General features: G+C 63.1%; 19 protein-coding genes. 7 read left to right on the top strand and 12 right to left on the bottom strand.

The genetic code is table 11. The annotated features are described in order from the left end of the window. The first annotated feature begins 16 nt into the window (after positions 1-16). The 3 genes from VGG51_10965 to VGG51_10975 are packed head-to-tail and all read left to right on the top strand — an operon-like array spanning position 17 to position 2,023. A complete protein-coding gene (locus tag VGG51_10965) occupies positions 17-532 on the top strand; it encodes a sigma-70 family RNA polymerase sigma factor (protein ID HEY1883548.1) in 516 nt (171 codons plus the stop codon). After that, entirely contained in the window at positions 529-999 is a 471-nt protein-coding gene (locus VGG51_10970) for a zf-HC2 domain-containing protein (GenBank protein HEY1883549.1), read from the top strand. Before VGG51_10965 ends, VGG51_10970 begins: the two co-directional genes overlap by 4 nt. Further along, complete coding sequence (locus tag VGG51_10975) at positions 983-2,023, top strand: hypothetical protein (GenBank protein HEY1883550.1); 1,041 nt, start codon at positions 983-985, stop codon at positions 2,021-2,023. The genes VGG51_10970 and VGG51_10975 overlap by 17 nt, the downstream gene beginning before the upstream one ends. Before the next feature lie 12 nt (positions 2,024-2,035). On the opposite strand, the gene VGG51_10980 is transcribed toward VGG51_10975, so the two are convergent. The 5 genes from VGG51_10980 to VGG51_11000 all read right to left on the bottom strand — a co-directional run bounded on the left by VGG51_10980 (position 2,036) and on the right by VGG51_11000 (position 10,157). Beyond that, a complete protein-coding gene (locus VGG51_10980; protein ID HEY1883551.1) occupies positions 2,036-5,782 on the bottom strand; it encodes a TonB-dependent receptor in 3,747 nt (1,248 codons plus the stop codon). 72 nt (positions 5,783-5,854) lie between these two features. Next, a complete protein-coding gene (locus VGG51_10985; protein ID HEY1883552.1) occupies positions 5,855-6,883 on the bottom strand; it encodes a histone deacetylase in 1,029 nt (342 codons plus the stop codon). Then, positions 6,880-8,397, bottom strand: coding sequence for a tetratricopeptide repeat protein (locus VGG51_10990; protein ID HEY1883553.1), 1,518 nt, complete (start codon positions 8,395-8,397; stop codon positions 6,880-6,882). The genes VGG51_10985 and VGG51_10990 overlap by 4 nt, the downstream gene beginning before the upstream one ends. Beyond that, positions 8,394-9,377: an electron transfer flavoprotein subunit alpha/FixB family protein gene (locus tag VGG51_10995; GenBank protein HEY1883554.1), complete on the bottom strand. Its 984-nt coding sequence runs from the start codon at positions 9,375-9,377 to the stop codon at positions 8,394-8,396. Before VGG51_10995 ends, VGG51_10990 begins: the two co-directional genes overlap by 4 nt. 3 nt (positions 9,378-9,380) lie before the next feature. Beyond that, on the bottom strand, positions 9,381-10,157 hold the full coding sequence (locus VGG51_11000) for an electron transfer flavoprotein subunit beta/FixA family protein (protein HEY1883555.1): 777 nt from the start codon (positions 10,155-10,157) through the stop codon (positions 9,381-9,383). 153 nt (positions 10,158-10,310) lie between these two features. On the opposite strand from VGG51_11000, the gene VGG51_11005 reads away from it, so the two are divergent. Further along, complete coding sequence (locus tag VGG51_11005; protein HEY1883556.1) at positions 10,311-12,209, top strand: hypothetical protein; 1,899 nt, start codon at positions 10,311-10,313, stop codon at positions 12,207-12,209. Positions 12,210-12,212: 3 nt separating this feature from the next. Next, positions 12,213-13,253, top strand: coding sequence for a hypothetical protein (locus VGG51_11010; protein HEY1883557.1), 1,041 nt, complete (start codon positions 12,213-12,215; stop codon positions 13,251-13,253). Positions 13,254-13,265: 12 nt separating this feature from the next. On the opposite strand, the gene VGG51_11015 is transcribed toward VGG51_11010, so the two are convergent. Beyond that, complete coding sequence (locus tag VGG51_11015; GenBank protein ID HEY1883558.1) at positions 13,266-14,339, bottom strand: alkaline phosphatase family protein; 1,074 nt, start codon at positions 14,337-14,339, stop codon at positions 13,266-13,268. Between the two features lie 3 nt (positions 14,340-14,342). After that, complete coding sequence (locus VGG51_11020) at positions 14,343-14,669, bottom strand: hypothetical protein (GenBank protein ID HEY1883559.1); 327 nt, start codon at positions 14,667-14,669, stop codon at positions 14,343-14,345. Between the two features lie 150 nt (positions 14,670-14,819). On the opposite strand from VGG51_11020, the gene VGG51_11025 reads away from it, so the two are divergent. Then, on the top strand, positions 14,820-14,999 hold the full coding sequence (locus VGG51_11025; GenBank protein HEY1883560.1) for a hypothetical protein: 180 nt from the start codon (positions 14,820-14,822) through the stop codon (positions 14,997-14,999). Between the two features lie 19 nt (positions 15,000-15,018). On the opposite strand, the gene VGG51_11030 is transcribed toward VGG51_11025, so the two are convergent. Further along, positions 15,019-15,354: a hypothetical protein gene (locus VGG51_11030; protein HEY1883561.1), complete on the bottom strand. Its 336-nt coding sequence runs from the start codon at positions 15,352-15,354 to the stop codon at positions 15,019-15,021. A 30-nt stretch (positions 15,355-15,384) separates the two neighbouring features. Further along, entirely contained in the window at positions 15,385-15,891 is a 507-nt protein-coding gene (locus VGG51_11035) for a nuclear transport factor 2 family protein (GenBank protein HEY1883562.1), read from the bottom strand. A 74-nt stretch (positions 15,892-15,965) separates the two neighbouring features. On the opposite strand from VGG51_11035, the gene VGG51_11040 reads away from it, so the two are divergent. Further along, a complete protein-coding gene (locus tag VGG51_11040; protein HEY1883563.1) occupies positions 15,966-16,316 on the top strand; it encodes a UBP-type zinc finger domain-containing protein in 351 nt (116 codons plus the stop codon). A 5-nt stretch (positions 16,317-16,321) separates the two neighbouring features. Here the strand turns inward: VGG51_11040 and VGG51_11045 are convergent, their stop codons facing one another. The 3 genes from VGG51_11045 to VGG51_11055 form a co-directional block, all read right to left on the bottom strand. Next, entirely contained in the window at positions 16,322-16,981 is a 660-nt protein-coding gene (locus VGG51_11045; GenBank protein ID HEY1883564.1) for a response regulator transcription factor, read from the bottom strand. Positions 16,982-17,045: 64 nt separating this feature from the next. Next, positions 17,046-18,632: an ABC transporter substrate-binding protein gene (locus VGG51_11050; protein HEY1883565.1), complete on the bottom strand. Its 1,587-nt coding sequence runs from the start codon at positions 18,630-18,632 to the stop codon at positions 17,046-17,048. A 314-nt stretch (positions 18,633-18,946) separates the two neighbouring features. Then, on the bottom strand, positions 18,947-20,626 hold the full coding sequence (locus VGG51_11055; protein ID HEY1883566.1) for an amidohydrolase: 1,680 nt from the start codon (positions 20,624-20,626) through the stop codon (positions 18,947-18,949). Between the last annotated feature and the right edge of the window lie 55 nt (positions 20,627-20,681).

A 20,681-nucleotide genomic window follows, 5' to 3' on the forward strand; every position in this document is an offset into this window, starting at 1 on the left:
GGACCAAGCGGCATTCTTGGAGCGCGCAATCGAGCAGCACGGCAAGGCGACCTATAATTTCGCCTATCGGTTGACTAGCAATGAAGCCGACGCCCGCGACCTCACGCAAGAGGCATTTGTCCGCGTTTACAAGGCCTGGAAAAGCTTCAAGCCCGGCACGTCCTTCCGCTCGTGGATCTATCGAATCGTAACGAATCTGCACCGCGACGAACTTCGCCGTCACAAGGGACGTTATCAAGAGGAGATTCCCGATGACAATGAGCTTCAAGAGTTTTCCGGTTCCCGCCCCCTGGCCGTCGCGCCGATCGATGAGTACGTCGACTCACAGCTCAGCGAGCCGCTGTCGAAGGCGCTTGAAGAGCTCGGCAGCGATCAGCGGCAGATCGTGTGGCTCGCCGACATCGAGGAATACAGCTACCAGGAGATTGCCGACATTGTGGGCTGTACCGTCGGTACCGTGCGATCGCGTCTGCACCGTGCCCGCGGACAGCTCCGCAAACTCGTAACCCGTCATATGAAGTCGCCATCATGAATCAGCTTCACCCGACGCCTGAAGAGATCGTCGATTACCTGCACGGGGAGCTTTCGCCGGCGCGCGATGCTGCGATTTACGCGCATCTCGCCGGCTGCGCCGACTGTTCCGAGATTCGCGATTCCGAGCTGTCGCTCACCGAGATGCTGAAGGCATACGCACTCGCCGACGAGCGCGAGCTCCCCGCTGGCATCGTCGCAACGATTCGCAGCACGGTGCACGATAAGCGCCCCTCGCTCTGGGAGCAGTTGAGCGCGGTCTTCCGGCCGGCCGTCGCCGTTCCGGTTGCGATCGCGATCGCCGCCTTCATCTATTTCGGCTTTAGGCTCGCGCACGGGCCCGCGGCCGCGTCGACGATCGATGCGTCGTACTACGTCGAGAGCCACGCGGCGCTCAGCAGCACGACGCCGCTCTCTCAAGACGAACCCATCCCGGGGGCATTGAGGGACGATGATCAATCGCATTAAGCCAGGCGCCCTCGCGCTTGCGCTGGCGATCGGAAGCCTTGCGCCGGCGGGTGCCGGGACGGCGAAGACGCCCGCTTCGGCGCCGTTCGCGCTGCTCTCCGACGTTCTCTCGGCTCCGTCGAAGATCTCGTACACCGGCGTCGTCGAGTCGGTGCGCATCGGCAGCCACGGCTCGGAGGCGTCGGTCTACCGAGTCGAACATCGCGCTCCCGAGATGACGCGCAAAGTTTTTAGCGCGCCCCCGGAGCTCTTCGGCGATTCGGAGATCGCAAAGGGGAACCTCAAGTTTTCGATCGACGCCAAACACCACCGCATCGTCGAGGCCAAGAACGCGGCGACGCTCGAAGACCGCCGCTCCATCGGCGACAATGAGGCGCTGATCCGCGCGAACTACCGGCCGGCCCGCGTCGGGACGGAAAGCTTCGACGGACGTCCGGTCGTCGACGAGCTGCTGGTCAATAAGTACACCAATCGCACCACGATGTTCGTGCGCGTCGACCGCGAGACAAAGATCGTGCTCGACAAGCAAGAGTTCGGCCCGAAGGGTGCGCTCGTCAGCGAGGTCCGTCTAGAACAAGTGCGCTACGGGCCCGTCCCCGCCACCGATTTCTCGCTGCCGAAAGGCTACGCAGTCGTTGGCGGTCCGAAGCTGCAGGAGGTTTCGAGCGACGCCGATCGTTTGATTCACGATGCCGGCTTTGCGGCGCGCAAACCCGGCACGCTTCCTGAGGGCTTCGCACCGCTTTCCGGCGACGTCGTCGATATGCACGGGGCGCGCACCGTTCAGCTCCTCTACTCCGACGGCCTGCGCACCGTCTCGCTCTTCGAGAGCGCGACCGCCGTTGCTCCCAACGTGGCGCCGTTTCATCCCCAGTCGGTGACCCTCGGCGGCCGCACCGGGCAATACGCAGAAGACGGCAGCATGGACTTGCTGACGTGGAGTGACGGAACGCTGTACTACACGCTCGTTGGCGAGCTCGGAATGACCGAGCTCGCCAATATCGCAGGGACGATTACGCCCTAACCCCTGCGGCTCTTAGAGCTTGATGTTCGCCATGAAGTAGGCTTGGAACGGAGCCTTAACCGAGTTGTTGAGGCCCGAAACCAAATATGGTCCAAGGTTCGGTTCGTACGGGTAGAGCAGAAACTGCTGGATCTTCGTCGCGGCGTTCTTTCCGTTCGTAGCCGAGACGCTGCCCGGAGGGTTGAACGCGTTGCCGACCGGCGGAATCAGGCCGCCGCCGACGACGCCGTACGAGCAGATGTTGCTGTCGGTGTAGGTCCACTGTTTGCTCGTGCCGCCCCAACACGTGTTGACGATGTTCGCCAGGACCGCGGTCAGCGTGATCCGCGGCGAGACGTCGTACTCCGCTTGGAAGTTGAACATGAACTCGTTGGGCTGCGTGAACGAGCCGAGGTCGTCGAAGACCCCGGTAAACGGATCGGGAATCACGAGTGCGGCCGGGCAGGTAGATGCGTCGTAGCGATGGCTGCCGACCAGCGGTGAGCAGCCGGCATCGGCGGGATCGATGCCGGGCGTCGTCTCCGGCGCGCCGTACTTGCCGCCGCCCTGGAACTGCAGCGAGGGCGTCACCGCGAACTTATCGTGGCGGTAGTTGAGCACCAAGCTCCCGACGTACGGTGAGTTAAACGCGTTCACCGAGGAGCCGATGCCGGCCGGGAAGATGTCGTAGGGTGCGAAGTTCTGGCCCGGATCGAGGAAGTTTTGGGCCGGTGCATTCCAGTACGGATTGATGACCGCGCCGGGTTTGTTGCACGGCGAGGGGCTACCCATAAAATAGCACTTCGCGGCGGGGATGCCGCCCGAGCCGATCGTTCCACACAGCGGGATGCCGAACTGCGAGCGGCCGGTGAAGGAACCACCCTTGGCGCAGGCCTTTGTGTAGGCATTGTAATTCGAGATCGTCGCGTTGATCGGCGAGATGATCGTCGTTCCGTTGGAAAGGACGCCGTACTTCGTGTACGAGTTCGTGTAGGCGAAGGAGAGCAGTCCCGAAATGCCGTTGCGCGAGAAGTCACCTTTTTGCGCCTGGAATTCGAAGCCTTCGCTGCGCTGGCTGCCGACATTGAGGCCGGAGATGAATCCGGTCTGCTGATTTAAGAAGAAGTTCTGTACCTGGTCCTGCGTCTGGCGCAAAAACGGCGTGATTTTAAAGGACCAGTCGGTGCCCTTGAGATGCTGCTCGAGCGAGACGTCATAGTTCAGCGAGGTGGGCGGCTCCACCGGGAGGCCCGGCGACGTGCGTCCGTAGGGATACAGGTTCGGGCCGAGCAGCGTGAAGGGCAGATCGTTCTGCAGGGTGTTGTAGATCTCGTATGCCGTGTTCGGAGCTTCCGTATAGCGGCCGAACGAGGCGCGGATCACCGTGTTTGGACTGACCGTATAGGTACCGCTGAAACGCGGCTGCCACTCGTTAAAGGTAAAGCTTTGGTAGGCTTGGTTTACGAGCGCCGCGGCGTGGAATCCGCTCGGGCAAGCCGAGGTCGGGGCGAGCCCCAAATCGGCCTTGTCCTCCGGAACACCCGTCAGAGCGCTTACGCACGTGTCGCGATTGTAGGCGTTGTACCAGAACTGTCGCGCGATGCCGCCGTTGCCGTTGATGTCGCCGTTGAGCCCGTCGAAGGTAAAGCTGTCTAAGCGGAGGCCGAGGTTGATCAAGACCTTGTCGTTGGGACGGAACTGATCGGTCAGCGAGGCCGAGCCGAACTTCGGCTGCACGTTGTTATACGTCGCATACTGTCCGTTCTCTGCCATAAGGTACGTGCAGGCCGTCTTCCCGGGAACGCGCGGGTCGACGCAGTTCGACGGTAGCGCCCCCGGCGCGTTGTTCTTCACGTTGGGCTCGTAGAGTTGATCCCAGGTAACGACTTGAGCCTGCCCTTCGCCCGGATTACAGGTAACCGGCTCGTTTGGGCCCGTCTTCGGCGCCGGCCCGTAGCAGTAACCGCCATATGGATCGGCGGCGTTGACCACGACCGCAGCGTTCGTGCGGTTCGGACCGCCGAAGGCCGGGAAGTTGTTGAACATCTGCGTGTTGTTGTCGCGGATCGTGCTCGCCGTAACGTACGAACCCTGGATCGTCAGAAGGTTCTGTTCGTTGAGCTGATCCTGAAACTCCGCGCTGATGCCGCGCGTGTGCGAGCTGAGCTCGTAGTCCGGTGCGGTCGGACAGAGATAGAAGAACGAGGTACACTGAGGGCCGACGAGATCCCACGTGCTGTAGTACGTGTAGCCGTAGATACGGAAGAACGCCGTCGAGCCGAAGTTCTTCGTGTACTGCAGCTTCACGATCTCTTGCTGGTTCTGCGAAGAATCGCGGTTGGAGTCGGGGACGAATCCGTACGAGCTGCCGGTCGCGAAATCCGACCACGGACGGTTCTGACTGCTGAACGGATAGAAGTACTTCGAGGTGCACGACGGTCCGATCCCCGTCAATCCGGATTGGCTGAACGTCTTCCCGACCTGCGTCATACAGTTCCAGGAAAGGCCGTCAATCCACGGCGGTGTCTCGCCGGCGTGCAGGTTCGGTGCAAGACCAAGGGTCGTGATCGGGTTGATCGCGCCCCAGCACTGCGCACCGGTAAGGTTCGACGAGCATTGCGGCGAGGCAATGTCGTTGTTCGAGCTATAGAACGAGTTCGAAAGATAGGAGCTGTCCCAAAGGATCTGCACGTCGTCGCGGCCCGCGTCGTTTTTATGCGGGATGCCGATGTGAATGTTGGCGACGACGTCGCGCGAGGCGATCTGCGCGAAGTTCATCCAGTTGAACGGCCCTAAGAAGTAGCCGCCTTCCGCGTACTGGCCGGCGTTGGGCGTGTTCAGCGGAGCGAGCGGCGCACCAAGCCAGTTGTCGTAGTTGGAGCCGTTCTGATCGTTGACGTAGCGGAAGGCCTGGTTGTACCCGGCGACGCCGAAGTAGTACGAAAGGTTCCGGTCGGGCGTCGCGCCGCCGGCTTCGATCATCGCCCGATGGTAGAACGTCGGCGTGCCGATGCCCAGCTGTCCGTCAGCCGAGCCGGGGAAGGTACCGGTGCGGATGACCTGGTTGATGTACCCCGCGAGGCCTTGGCCTTCGGAGTTCGCCGGGTTCGCGCCGGTGTAAACCTGAACTTCGGCGTTTCCGAGCGACGAGGCCGCGCCCGATGGATAATTGTCGAACGAGCGGTTGACGGGAACGCCGTCGAATTCATAACCTACTTGGTCGAAGTCGCCGCCGCGAATGTGAACGGTGTCGTAGTATCCGCTTTGGTTCGGGACGACATAGGCTCCCGGTACGGTCGAGATTGCCGAGTAGGCCGAGTTGAGGTTACCACCGCCGCCGAGGGCGGATGCCGCGTGCTGTGTCGACGCGTTGATCGAGTAGATGTCGGCGGTTGTTCCGGATTTCACCAGCGAGCCCGCCGCAGCGGCGGTTACGCGGCCGATCGTTTTCAACGCCTTTGGCAGGCTCACGCGAACCGTCTGGACCGTGTCGGCAAAAACGATCTGACCCGGCACGCTTTCGGATTGATACTGGCTTTTATCGGCGGTGATCGTGTACGTGTCCGGCGCGAGCGTCAAAAACCCGAAGTGGCCGGACGCGTCGGTCGTCGAGGTCGCAGTTTGCGACGGACTGCTAGCCGTTACGCGGGCACCGGCAATCGGAGCCCCGCTATCGCTATCGACGACGGTCCCGGTGATACCACCGGTGACGCCGGCGACTGCCGACGGGCCTTGAGCAATGAAGGTGAGGAAGAGAACCAGAGAGGTGGCGAGGCGCATCGATCGCATCTTTTAACCCTCCAAGTAACCGAGCAACAATCGGTCAAGGGGCGCTCCCCTGTTTAAGGGACCTTAATTCTCAAGTTTTCTGAAGGTTTCCTGGGAGCCGAGAAAGTTGTCGAGCGGTCGAAGGAGGTTGAAAGGTATTGATTTCGCGTCGGCGGCGCCGCTCCGCGGCTGGGCGCCGTCGCAAATCGATGCGATCGCGGCGATCGACTCGGTCAGCGCGTCGATGCTGTAGCCGCCTTCCAACACGTAGGTGACGGCGCCGTTACAGTATTCGCGGGCGACGTCGCGGATGACCGCAGCGATCGGCGTGGCCGCCTCGACGCCGACGCCGAGATCGCCAACGCAATCGCCGGCCACGTAGTCGAAGCCCGCGCTGACGATCAGCAGATCCGGACGAACGAGGCGCGCGAGGTGCGGCAGCGCGTGCTGCCAGACGGCGACGAACGTCTCGGTGGAAACGCCGCCCGCGGGCAGCGGGACGTTCACGATCAGGTCGCCGCCGCGAGCGTAGCTCTGCGAGCCGGTGCCCGGATAGGCCGGGAACGCGTGGGTCGAGATATAGGAAAGGCCCGCCCCCGCCTCGGCCTCCGTGCCGTTGCCGTGGTGATAATCGAAATCGGCGATCAGCACGCGAGGCTCGCCGCCGTGCTGCGCCTGATAGGCGCGCGCCGCGACGACGACGTTGTTGAAGAGGCAGAAGCCCATGCCGCGCGCCGGCTCGGCGTGGTGGCCCGGCGGGCGAACGAGCGCGAAGACCGCCTCGCCGAGCGCGACACTCGCCTGCACCGCAACGATCGCGCCGCCGGCGGCGCGGCGCGCCGCGCGCAGCGAGGTTGCGTCGACCAGGGTATCGCCGGTGGAGAGATAGCGGGCACCGACGAGCTGCTCCGTTTCACGGCGGAGGAGCTCGAGATATCCTGGCGCATGCACGCGCTGCAGCTCCTCGTCGCTCGCGTCGCGCGCGTTGCGCGTCTGCGCGAGAAGGCCGTCGGCGCGCAAGCGCGCCTGCACGGCCTCAACTCGCTCGGGGCGTTCCGGGTGGACGGCCTGGCGGAGGTGATCCCCACAGAGGGGATCGACGACGAACTTCAGCCCGAGTGCTTAACCGGCTTGCACGGATCGGCGGCGGCTTCGTGCACTTGCTTATACGCCTTCGTGTCCTTCTTCAGCCCCGGTATGGCGAGCAGCCGTTTATATGCAGCTGTAGCCTTCGAGCATTGATTCGCCGCTGCGTACGACTTCGCGGCGATGAAGAGCATCTGCGGATCCCCATCGAGGTAGTTCTTCGAGGCCTTATCCATCGCGTCGAAGATCTGGGCCGCCTCCTTGTAGTTCTTCAGCTCGAAGTCGGCGCCGGCAACGCAGCCCAGCGTCGCCGGCGAGCGCTGGATCTCGAAGCTCTTGCCGCAGGCATCGCGGGCGCTCGTGTAGTCGTGAAGGCGCGAGTACGCTTGGCCCAGCAGCGCAAAACCCTGCGCGTCCGGCGAGATCTGCGTGTACTTCTTCAGATACGAGACGCTATCGCCGACCTTGCCGCCGAGCAGCGAGATCTCACCCATTCCGAGCAGCGCGCCGGAGGTGTTGGGATCGATGGCCAGCGCCGCCTGCCACTGCGCCATCGCTTGCGGATACTGGCGCACTGAGGCGTAGTAGTCGCCGAATGCCGAGAAGCCGGCGGGGACCTTCGGGAACTGCTGGGTAACCTGCTGGAAGATCGCGACGCCTTGCGAATCTTTCTTCTCCGTGATGAAATAGCTCGCCTTACGAACTAGGATCGCGACTTTTTCGTCGTCGGTCGGGGCGGCTACGACCGCATCGTCGTAGGCTTCGCTCGTGTGGGCATCGTCGTGCTGGCGCGCGTAGAGATCGGCCTTGAAGACGAGCGCCTGAATGTTCCGCGGATCGATCGCGAGCGCACGGGCTACGGTCTGGAGCGCCATCGGAATATTGTCTTGCTGAGCGTAGGTCGTCGCGACCTGGAAGAGCGGCGCCGGATCCTTCGGACTGAGCGCGAGAGCCGCCTCGAACTCTGCGCGCGCATCGTCGAAGTGCTGCTCGGAGGCGTAGACGCTGCCAAGCGTCATAAGCGCACCGGAGTCGTTCTTGTTGAACGTCACCGCCCGTTTTGCCACGCGTTCGGCGTCGGAGGCACGATTTTGCCGCAGATAGATATCGGCGAGCGCGGCAAGAATCTGCAGATTCGTCGGATCGAGATTAGCCGCTTGTTCGAGATCGTAGGTCGCCGCGGCCCCGTTGCCAAGCTGCACCTGCGCGAGACCGTCGTAGTAGAAAACCTGTGCCGATTTGTCACCGAGCTGCAGCAAGTGCTGCGTATACTGAACGGTAATGTCGGGGCGGCTGACCTGGAGATATTCGGCGGCAAGCTGCGTCATTGCGAGCTGATCGGTCGGATTCGCCTTGAGCTTTGCGACCAGCCGGGGAATCGCGACCGAGGGCGGCTCCGGACTCGCAGTGGGCAGCGCCGAGGGCGACGGCGACGGGCTCGGCGTCGCGCTCGACCTCTTGGCCTGCGCGGACGGGGCCGTTATCGCCATCGCAACGGCGAAGGCCAGAGCGATCAGTGCAATGAGTGAGTATCGTTTCAAGAATGCTGTCCTTTAGCGGTTTCGATGAGTTTTGTCAGCTCGGGGACGATGCGGAAGGCATCCCCTACTACCAGGAGATTGGAGAATTCGCCGATCGGCGCAGCAGCGTCTTTATTGATGGCAACGATCGTGCCGGAGGCGCGCATGCCGACCTTGTGCTGGATCGCGCCGGAGATGCCGACGGCAATATAGAGTGCAGGGGTCACCGTTTTTCCAGTCTGTCCGATCTGTAGATTATACGGCACCCAGCCCGCATCGGCTGCGGCGCGGGAGGCACCGACCGCGCCGCCGAGCGCCTGCGCCAACGGCTTGAGCAAGGTATCGAACGGTTCCGGACCACCAAGTCCGCGGCCGCCGGCAATGACGACCGGAGCTTCCTCGAGCGCGAGCTCGCTCGAGCCTTCCTCGACATCGGTCTCGATCTTGGCTGCGTAGCTCTTTGCCGGCCGCTCGAGCGGTTCGATCCGCGCGCCGTCGCCGGACGTCTGCACCGCGAAGGCGTTGGGCCGAATCGTCACCACGCCGTACTCTCCAGGCCGCAGCGCACACCGCGTCACGAGCGCACCGCCGAGCTTCGGCGAGGTGCAGACGACCGCATCGCCGTCGAGCTGTAAGTCGACGACGTCGGCCACCATCCCGGCCGCCAACCGCACCATTAGCCGGCCTGCGACGTCGCGCCCGGAGAGCGTGTTGGGAATCAAAATCAGCGATGGCCCGATGCGCTGCGCGGCGGCCGTCAGATAATCGACGATCGGATCGAGCAGAAAGCTCTCGACGTCGGGATCTTCGCTGAGAAGAATGCTTTCGAGCGGATAGCTCTTCAACTGCTCGGCCAAACGCGCGGACTCCGGACCGAGGACGACCGCATGCGCCACGCCGCCCATCGCGGCGGCGATCTTTGCGGCTTCGCTCGCGAGCTCGAAAGTAACCTTTCGGCTCTGCCCGCGCCGGTTCTCCGCGTAAACGATGACGTTTTTCACGCTTTACACGAGCCTCTTTTCGGCGAGGAAATCGAAGATCGCGCGAGCGCCGGCGGCCCCGTCGGCGGCTTCGATCGTTTTGCCCTTGCCGCGCGCCGGCGGCGGCGCAAAGCTTCGCAACTCGGTTTTCGAGCCGGCCTCGCCGACCGGGACGTCGAGCGACAGATCCTGCAGCGTCTTCGTGGCGATCGTCTTTTTCTTGGCGCCCATGATGCCCTTGAGCGATGCGTAGCGCGGCTCGGCGAACGTCAGCGCCGTGGTCATGAGCGCCGGCAGCGGCCCGCGGACCGTCTGATAGCCGGTGTCGGTCTCGCGCTCGACTTCGATCGCGCCTGCTGCGATCTCGATCTTGCGGGCGTTGGTAATGCACGGCAGCCCGAGGTGCTCGGCGAGCGCGCCGGGCACCGCGCCCGTACTGCTGTCGTCGGTCAAGCCGCCGACGATGAGCAGGTCGAACGGCAGCGTTCGAAGCGCGGCGGCCATCGCCGCGGCGGTGGCCCAAACGTCGCTTCCTTCGAGGCCCGCGTCGCTGAGAACGACGGCGTCGTCGGCGCCCATCGCCAACGCGCGGCGGAGTCCCTCTTTGAGCGAGTCGGGAGCCATAGAAAAAATCGTCACCGTCGTGTCGCCGCCGATGCGTTCTTTGAGCTGCAGCGCGGCTTCGAGCGCGTACTCGTCGTAGGGATTGAGGACGGTTTCCACGCCCGTGCGAACGAGCCGTTTGTTTTGCGGATCGATGCGCTTTTCGGCGTTCGGGTTCGGAACAAGCTTAACCGTCACCACGATCTTCACGTGGAGAGCGACCTCCGTTCGAATAAGGAAAGGGAGTTACAGAAAGCGATAGCCTTTTGGTGGTCTGCGGCAAGTGGACCTGCCGCGCCGCCGCCAAATCGCAGGAAGGGCCTCTCACCGGCCATGCGAACCGGAGTTCGTATGTTGCGACCACGCGTCTTCCTTATTCTCGCACTTGCCATCCTTGCGCCAGGGGCCGCCTCGGCCGCCGACTTCGTCGCGAAGCCGTCCCATGCTACCGAGCAGAACCCCGCTACGCTCGTGCTCGACGCCTCCCGAGCCTCAGACGGCTTCTTGGAGACCCGCGAGCGCCTCCCGGCCGCACCGGGGCCGTTTACCGTGGTCTATCCGAAGTGGATCCCCGGCGAGCACGGTCCGACGGGCCCGCTGAACGATCTGGCGGCGCTCCGGATCTCCGCCGGCGGGACACTGCTGGACTGGCGCCGCGACTCGGTCGATCTGTACGCCTTCCACGTCGACGTTCCGGCGGGCGTCCGTGAGATCGACGTCGCCTTCGACGTCCTGATGAACGCGCCGGGTGATTACATGTCGACGCATTCGCTTGCCATTGTGAATTGGAATCGCTCCTTGCTCTACCAAGAGGGCGTCAACTCTCATCAATATTTCATTAAGCCATCGATCATTCTGCCGCCGGGGTGGGAGTATGGAACCGCGCTGCGCGGCGCATCGCAGAGCGGCAATCGCGTCGACTTCGCGCTGACGCCGCTCAACATGCTCGTCGATTCGCCCCTCGATATGGGACGATTCGTCGAAAAGTGGGACTTGTGGCGTGAAGGCAGCGCGTTCGTGCAGATGGATGCGTTCGCGGATCATCCGCAAGATCTCGACATCAGCTCGCGCCTGCTGCACGCCTACCAGCGCGTACCTGCCGAAGCCTTCGCGATGTACGGATCGCGCCACTTCGACGACTACCACGCGCTGCTGACGCTGAGCGACCAGATCGGCTTTCAGGGCATCGAACACCATCAGTCGAGCGACGATCGGGCGCCCGCCGATTTCTTGACCAGCCGCGACGAATCGCTTTCGGGCGGCGATTTGATCACCCACGAGTTCTCCCATTCGTGGAACGGAAAGTACCGCCGTCCGGACGACCTGACGACGCCCAACTTTCAGGTGCCGATGCGCACCGATCTCCTTTGGGTGTACGAAGGCATGAACCAGTACCTCGGGGATCTTCTCTCATTTCGCAGCGGGATTCGTGAGCCGAAGCTCTATCCGGAGTATCTCGCGACCGTGTATTCCGAGATGGACTACGAGACCGGCAGAACGACTACGCCGCTGATCGACCTGACGACCGGCGCACCGTACTTCTATCTCGCGCGCGGCCAGTACGGCGCAATTCGTCGCCACGCCGGCGACTTTTATACCGAGGGCGAGCTGGTTTGGCTCGACGTCGATACGATCATTCGCGAGCGCTCGCATGGAGCACATTCGCTCGACACGTTCCTGCATCTCTTCACCGCCCCGGCGGTAACGGGTCCGATCGTAAAGACGTACACGCGCGCGCAGGTCGAGGCTCTCCTGGAGCAAGTCGAGCCGTACGATTGGCACGGCTACTTCGAAAAATACGTCTACCATCCGACGACGCACCCGCCCACGGACGAGCTCGCGCGCGCCGGCTGGAAGATGGTCTACACCTCAAAACCGAACGACTTCCTGACAGCGGAGAGCGCCGACAGCCACGAAATCGAAGGCTGGTATTCCTACGGCGCGGATCTGAGTGCGACCGGAGTCGTCAGCGACGTCCGCGAAGGATCGCCGGCTTGGCGCTCCGGGCTCGCACCCGGGATGCGCGTGCTCGCCGTCAACAATCAAGCGTTCTCACCTGAGGTGCTCTCGTACGTCCTCAAAAAAACGCAGAACCAAACGGCGGCGATCACGCTGATCACTTCGCAGAACGGCTGGTTCCAGACGCTCTCGCTCGATTATCACAACGGTATCCGGTATCCCCACCTCGAGCGAATCGCGGGAACGCCAGATATGCTCGCTTCGATCGTCGCACCGCACGCGAAGCAATAGGCGATGCGTGGCGCGGCGGCGCTAACCCTCGCACTCGCCGGCTGCACGGCGGCACCGAGCGTTGCCCCTCTCGCGACTTTCGTCCCGCAGGCGCAGAGGGTGAACCCGGGTCTGCGCACGCACGCAATCATCGGCTTCAGCGTAGACACCCCCAAACGCGCGGCAACGGCCGCCGGCGAAGGCGTGAACACCACGATCCTCTACGGCGGCGCGCCATCGCGGCACAGCGCGCTCGAGACGGCGCTGCGGGCGCATTCGATCGATGTGGTCGACGGCGCAATTTCGTCGCTGCTGTTCTATTGGGAGTGCCACCGAACGCATACCGTCAAGCCCCCGCCGGGCAGCTACGCGTACAACGACTACTGCCGCACCGACGAGAACCCGCGCATCAAAGACGAGGCCGTCGTCCTGCGCGACGCCGGCGCACTGCTCGCCACCGATGCGCGACGCGACTACGTCACCGGTTACTGGGTGCTCGACGACTGGCCGGGTTGGGATCCAGGCAGCGGACGCGAGCTGTTGCGGAAGATTCACGCGCTGATCGTCGTCAAAACGCCCGGGCGCGCGGCGATCTGCGGCTTCGGCGCTGGCATCGCGCGGCCGGGGCGCGTCGACTGGGATCCGGGTACGGCCGCAAACTACTCCGACGGCGGCTGCGACGTGGTCGGCTGGTACAACTACTCGCCGTTCGGCCGGCGGCATCCGTCGTTGGGTAAGCGGTTGGACTGGAGCATGAAGGCGTTACTTCCGGCGATGCAGCGAAGCCTCACGAAGTACGGTTGGAAGAGTGCGAAGACGCCGCTGTACGGCATCGGTCAGGCGTGGGGCGGATCGTACGAGAAGCGCTACTATCAGCCCGGGCTCACGCGCGCGGAGATGCGCGACCAGGCCAACGCCTTCTGCGCGTTCGGTGCAGCCTACATCGGGTGGTACGCGTGGGATGACAGCGGTTTCGAAACAAAAACCGAGACGCCGAATAGCTCGAAAGCGGTTGCCGATGGAATCGCGGCAGGCATTAGCGCCTGCCGCCATCGCTGGCGGTAGCAGGTAAAGCGGCTACTCGTCGGTGTCCGGCACGTCGTTTGGGGAGTCGTGGTCGTTGCGGAAGTACTGGGCGTGCAATGGGGCCGGGATCGTCACAAACCGCTTGGGCGCTTGCGCGAAGTTAAAACAGTCGGAGAGATCGTCGGCGCGCGCATCGGTCGTTCCCATCGACGGCAAGCCGAAGTTCTCTTCGGTGAAGTGGAGGATGCTGCCGAATTCGTGCTGCGTGTGCGAGATATAACCCGCCTTCGCGTACGGTGAGATCACGAGCAGCGGAACGCGAAAACCGAGTTCGTAGGAATTGTAGAGTGGAGGCTTCACGTGATCGTACCAGCCGCCCCAGTCATCCCAGACTACAAAGATGACGGTCGACCTCCAGTCCGGAGAGGAGCCGATCGCATTGACGATGGACGCGACCCACGACGGACCGCTTCCGTTGGTCTTGCCGGCGTGATCCGATGACTTGCCGCTCGGCGTGATCCAAGTAACGTTTGCGAGATGTCCCTCGTTGATGTCAGTCAATACCTGCGCCGACGGATGGATGACGTTGGTATAGTCGGGTGTGTTCCAGATCGAATGGATCGCGTCGACCGCGTTCCACAGACCTGGGCCGGGGTTCTGCTGATAGTAATGCCACGTGAGGCCGGCCGTATCGAGTTCGTTCATCAGCGCCGTGCGCGCGAAGCACGGATAGACGCTTTGGTTTTCAGATCCGCTGGGATCGATCACCGCAACCGTCGAGCCGGCCGGCGAGTCGCAGCCGCCGGCGGCTTTGCCGCCTTTCGCCCGCGGATTCTCGGAGGCGCGGAGATCGGATCCGTCGGCAATCGCGGAGGTGCCGCTGATCAGGTACTGATGCGCCGGGAAACTCGGTCCCTGATTCGTCTCGAACATCCTATCGGCGAACGTGTAGGCCTGCGCCATCGTATAGTAGGGCTGCACCTCGTCCTGCGGCACGTAGGCATACGCACGCACGTCGGGACGCGGGCAGGTTGAATGACGATCGCACTCTGAAGACCCTCGGCTGAATCCGTTCATGCTGCCGTTGGCATAGTCGACCTTCCAGGCCGTATGCCGGTGGCTCAGATCCTACGGCGCCGTGAGCAGCTCGGGCGCGAGCGGGACGCTTTGGTTCGCGGCGTTGCGGCCCGCGTGTGCGGTGTCGGCGCCGGGCAAGGCGTTGAAGAGATCGTCGACGCTCCGGTTCTCTTGAATGATAATGACGACGTGCGATATTGCGACGCTGCCCAAGTCGATTGGGCGCCGGCCGCTGCGTTCGGCCGCCTGCGGAAGCAGCGGATTGGAGGCTCCCGTCGCACCCATACCGCCCGCCGTCGGCGATCCCGCGCACGCGGTCAAGAGCGAGACGCCGGCGAGAAGGCCGAGACTCCATTTGTACTGGCTTGAGATCCGCATTCCTAACTTGCTCCCTTTCGTAAACAAAGCTCGTGCTTTGCGATGGAGCCGCCGAAATTGGACCAGGCCCCTCACCCTAACGTAAGGGCGGGTCGTTTTATCACGTCAGCTCGGCCAGGAAGCCATAGAAAGCGGCTGAACTAGCCGCGAATGGCTGAATTACGCTTCGGAGACCGCGTGTTCATCGAAAATCTGGGGATGGAAGGCGAAGTGATCGAGGTCGACACCCGTTCGGTCGTCGTCCGGCATAAAAAACCCGACGGAGAGACGATCGAGCAGCGCTATCGGCCCGACGACCTGCGCTATCTCCCAAAACCGCAGAAAGAGTAGCCGCGCGCAACGCTGGTCGCTACGAATTGAACGTCGAGACGATAATCATCGTCTTATCGCCTTCCAGTGTGAGGGTGATGGATTTCTCACCCGAGCTTTGCGTACCGGTTACGAAGACCGCCGATTGAATCGGCGTGCTCGTGTGCGATCGCTCGGAGCCCAGGGGCAAGTTCCTCCGATACCAGCGGTAGACCCGATCGAACGAGTCGCCGGTCAAGAGAACGCCGCTCGAGTCGGTTGCCGCACCGGGGTAATCCGGTACTACGGCGGCCGGATGCTTTGAATCGCTCGAGGCTTGACTCGAACAGCCGGTCATCACGAACAACATTGCTGCCGCCAGGAATAGAGTACGCATCTCATTCTCCTTGAGATTACTCCCGGAACGTCACTGTGCGCGCACGTCGCGCGCGATCTGCTCGCCGTCGACGTAGTAGGCGAGCTGCTGGGCCGTCGATTTCGCAAGCAGCCAGATTCCGTCGACTTTGACCCACGTGTCGATGGAATACGCGATAAACTCGAGGCTGCGCGCGTCTTCGAAGACGCCTGGATTGCGCGCCTTGATCTCGAGCTGCCGGCGAACCGTCAGCGAATCGCCGCGCTCTTTGGGCGAGGAGATCGTCATCGCGAGGGTAGCGGGCCCGGACTGGTCCAGCTCGAGGCCGCCGAGCAACGCCTTCGTGCCGTCGGTTTCGCCCGCAACGTCGATCCCGACGAAATGCGGCGCAAGGATCGTCGAGAGCGACCCGGCGTCGCCGGCGCTCACGGCGGCTTGCAGAATCTTGTAGCGCGCCTGCAGCGCCGGCAACAGGCTGCCGTCGCCGTGCGCGGCCGCCGGCTGGAGGCAGCCAAAGGCGCAAACGATCGCCAATGAGAGTGCGGCCGAGATCTTCATGACTCCATCCTAGCGCCGCAGGCGTACGAAAGCGCACGGAAGCGGATTGCGTGCCGCCAGCGAACTAGAAGCCCGTGAGCGAAAAGATAGAAGGCATCGATCCGAGCGTTCCGCCCTCCGGCACCGGCTGCGTCGAGTGCCTCGCGGAGGATAGCTGGTGGTTTCACTTGCGCCGCTGCGCGCAGTGCGGGCACATCGGCTGCTGCGATCAATCGTTGGGCAAGCACGCCACCGGACACTTCCGTTCGACCGGCCACCCGGTCATCGCCAGCTTCGAACCGGGCGAAGCGTGGTTCTACAATTATCCAAGCGAGGAGTTTATGTCCGGGCCGCACTTGGCGCCCCCGCATTCGCACCCGAAAGATCAGCCGACCCCCGGCCCGCGGGGCAGAGTTCCCGCGGACTGGGAGTCGCAGCTGGAGTAGCGCGGCTACGCCTGCGGACTTCCGGCCAAACCGTTGCGAACGGCGTACACCGCGGCTTGCGAACGCGTCGAGCAGTGCAGCTTTGCGAAGACGTTGCTGACGTGGTTCTTGATCGTTTTTTCGGCTAAGACCAACTGCCGGCCGATCTCGCGATTCGAGAGGCCCTTGGCCAGCAGACGGACGACTTCGATCTCGCGTGGCGAAAGCTCGTGTTTGCCGCGATCTCCCGACGGCGCGCGCCGGCGCAGCAGCGACGCGGCCACGCGCGGATCGACGTAGCTCGATCCCGCACCGAGGGCTTTGATTGCGGCGCGGAGTTCCTGCAGCGACGAATCCTTGACGATATAGGCGTCGACCCCGATCGCGAGGCAGTGCTGCATGAGCTCGCCTTGAGTGTGTGCGGAAAGCGCGCAGATCTTCGTCGTGGCGGAGTCTTTTTTGAAGCTGTTGACGATATCGCCTACGTCGTCGGTGTCGATGTCGATGACGACGACGTCTACGGCGGGGGCGAGGACCGCGTGGCGGCCCGGAACGACGCCCACAACGCTGATGTGGGGGTCGTCGGCTAGTACGTAGGCGAGTGCCCGTCCGAAGAGGAGCTCCTCGTCGACGATCAATACCCGGACGCGGTCCGTGGAGGCGGTAATGCTCGATACGACTGTCATGGACCCATGGTAGCGGGCCCGGCGTACCAAAACGTACCGGTCCGTTGACGGGTTATCGTCCCGCCTACCGCACGTCCCAATCTGCGGGGTCGACGGGAATCCAGAGCATGTTGAGCCGGTAGCCGCTGACGCGCGTGCGCAGCCCGATCAGGCGGTCTTCATAGTAAAGGGGTATGACCGGGACGTCTTGGTGGATCAGGCGGGCGATGGCATTGAAGTCGCGCTCCCGCTGATCCCGGCTCGGCGTGCTGGACTGGTCGCTGAAGAGCGCCTCGAAGCGCTTCGAGCAGTAGAACGAGTGGTTATCGTCGCCCGGCACCGCCTGGACGCAGCGCAGGTTCAGCGACTCTTCCGGGTCGCTGCCGCCGACCCAGACCTCGCCGGCGATCGCCGCCTTTCCGTTGCGCAGAAGCCCTTCAGGGCTAAACCAGATCCGCGAGGGATTCGACTTAAGCGTTAGCTGCATGCCCGCCGCGGCGAGCTGGGTTTGGACAAGCGTCGCGATGCGAACGTTGATCGGATTCTCCGAGTTGACCCCGAGCAGACCGGTGAACGGCCTGCCGTCCTTATAGCGTACGCCGTGTTCGAGCCGCCAGCCGGCCGCGTCAAGCTCGCGGGCGGCCGCGGCGGGATCGTGAGCGTAAGCGGGGATCGGTGTGGCCTCCCACTGGACGATCGGCGGCGGAAAGAACGAGGTCGCGGCCGGGTAGACGTTTCGCCAGGCGCCGGCAAGCGCGCGGTAGTCCAGCGCTGCCGCGATCGCGCGGCGAACGCGCCGGTCGCGAGTCGGGCCGGCCTGCGTTTGAAGGTAGAGCAAAGCGGTAGCGTTCTCCGGGATCTTCGCCACACGGAGGCCACGCGTGCGGTCCGCTTCGCCGACGTTGTCGGGCGTCAGCGTCCCGACATCCACCGCGCCCGACTGGAGGGAGACAAAGTTCGAGTTGAGGTTCGGGACGATCTGCAGGACGATCTGCGCGAGCTTCGGGTGCGGCCGGAAGTACGGATTTGGCTCGAGGATGATTCGATCGCCGCGCAGCCACGTCTTCACGCGGAACGGACCGCTGCCGAACGGCTCATTTTCCCATGGCGTTCCGACGACTTTCGTATCGGTAAACGCGTGCTTGGGGAGAATGCCGTATACGTAGTCAGCCTGCGCGAAGAGGACGCGCACGGCGGCGTTCCACGGCGCGCGCAAGCGAATCACGACGGTCTGTGGATCGGGCGCCGTCAACGAGACGATACGGCGATAGGGTTCCACCGATGTTGCGCGATTGCGAGGATCGAAGATCGCGCGATAGGTAAACGCGACGTCGGCCGACGTCAACGGCACGCCGTCGGCGAAGCGGACGCCGGACCGAAGGTGGTAGGTGATTTCCGTTCCGTCGGCAGAGATGTCGCCGTTTTGGCGCGAGGGAATCCGCGTTACCAGTATCGGGATGTCGCGGTTATCGGCAGAGAGTCCGACGAGGGTCTGGCAGAACAGCGTATCGAGCGCGATAATTTCCTGGTCGATCGCTACGAACGGAACGAGCGAGTTTGGGTCACCCGCGTAAGCGATTCGCAGAACATGCGCAGGGCCGGCCTGCCCGGCACCGCGCGTGCACCCGGGGACGACCGCGATCAGGGCGAGCGCGGCAAGAATACGCCTCATGCTGCCTTTCTTCGGGTTCGGGTGCAGAAGCCCGCGCTTAGGAATGTCCCGTGCTCGCGTAGTAATTGATCGTGGGAGGCACCGTGGAACCCAAGACATTCACCATTATCGTCTTTGCGCTCGTCGTCGTCATCTCTTTGCTCCAGGCCGTTTACTCGGAGAGGTTCGGCCAGTTCGGAGTCCGGATGATAGCGGCGGCGCCCCGACCCGTGCAAGCGTTTTACGCTTGGGCCAGCTTTGGGCATCCGTACGACGGCGCTTTCTGGAACCGGGTGCGACGCTGGCTGTCGGCGACCGTAGGCGTCCTCTTCGTATCACGCATTCGAGCCTGATGCGGCGCTTGCGAATTGGTGCGCAAAGAATTCCCCTTCGAATATCGTGCCGGTAATCGGGATGTCGGCAAGAGAGTCCACATCTATGCTGTAGGGATCCGCGTCGAGGACGGTAAAGTCGGCGCGCTTTCCCGACGCTATGCTGCCGATTTCGTCCTCGAGCCCGAGTACGAAGGCCGCGTCTATAGTTATCGCGCGAAGCGCTTGGTCAAGCGTCAGTCGCTCGTTTTCAGCCAGCTCCGCGCCGCCGGCGGTGCGGCGAGTGATCGCGATCTGCGCAAGGCGCAGCGGCTGGGCAGGCGCCATCGCGAAATCCGAGTGCAACGCGAGCGGAACGCCGGCGCGGGCAACGCTGCCGATCCGCACCATCTGCGAGGTCCGGTCGCACCCTAGGCTCCGGTTGAGGTACTCGTCACCCAGCTCGTACATGTAGTATGGATTCGCCGAGACGATCGCGCCCAAACGCGCCAGCTTGACAACCTGGTCATCGGTGCCGTAGCCAAAATGCTCGATCGTAAACCGATGGTCCACGCGAGGTTTTGAATCCTGAAGCAGTTGCAGCGTGCTTAGAACCATCGCCAGGCCCTCATCGCCGTTGGTATGTACGTGAATCTGGTACCCGGCGTGCCAAAACGTCCTCGCGAGCTGCTCGAAGAGCGGGAGGGGAGTCATCCACTCACCCTGATGACCGTCGATGTAGCCGGCGCAGCCGATTCTCATCCCCTGCGAATAGAACGCGCCGTCTGCGAAAAGCTTGATATGGCGTCCAAAACGCAAGCGGCGAGTGTTGCGCTGCGGCAGCCCATCGACCCACGCGAGAGCTTGCTCCGCGCCGAGCTTCATCGTCGGCGTCTTTGCGTCGGCGACGAAAAACGTTCTGAACGGGACGTCGTCGCGATCGAGCACCGCTTGGGGTCCCAGCCATTCGAGATCGGGGTCGGTGATGCCGAACGACATCTCGGCAATCGTCGTAATCCCACCGAAGCGAACGACGTCGCGCGCGCGGGCCATTCCGGCGAGAAAGCGCGTCCGATCGAACATGTACGGCGGAAGCTTTGCCGCGGCGAGTTCAACCATGCCGGATTCCCAATAGTGCCCCGTGGCATAGTCGACACATGAGTGGGAGCGCGCCTCCTCTTCGGTAAGGTCCCAGTGTCGAAGTGCGGCCGTATTGAAGAACATCTCGTGTGCGGAGCGGTGCCACACGACGATCGGCCGCGACTCGGAGACGGCGTCGAGATCGGCACGGGCGACGGCGCCGTGCCAAAATGGATGGTACCCCCAGCTCACGAGCGGTTCGGCAGGGTCGCTTTTTGCCTGCTCGATGCGATGAAGCTCGCCGATGTAGGCTACGTTTCCGCGAACCGGTTTGATCGTGACCCACGGAAGCCGCCATTCGAACGCGGTTATCATATCGGTCATGATCATCGCCGCCGCCATGAACGGATGAAGATGCGGATCGATCAACCCCGGGAGCATCACCTTCCCTTCGAAATCGCGCACGAGATCGTATCGCTGCCCTTCTAACCAGGGCTGCAGGTCGTTCAGTGATCCGACCGCCAAGATGGAGCCGTCGCGCACGGCGACCGCCGCAGCCTCGCGCTGCGCCGGGTTCATCGTTACGATTTTCTTCGCGGTAAAAACAGTGATGGGCGAGCTCATTTTCGCGTGCTTCGTAAAATTACGACGCGATCATTCTCGCCGCGACTTACGCCGC

This window comes from Candidatus Cybelea sp. (assembly GCA_036489315.1).
Classification (GTDB): domain Bacteria; phylum Vulcanimicrobiota; class Vulcanimicrobiia; order Vulcanimicrobiales; family Vulcanimicrobiaceae; genus Cybelea.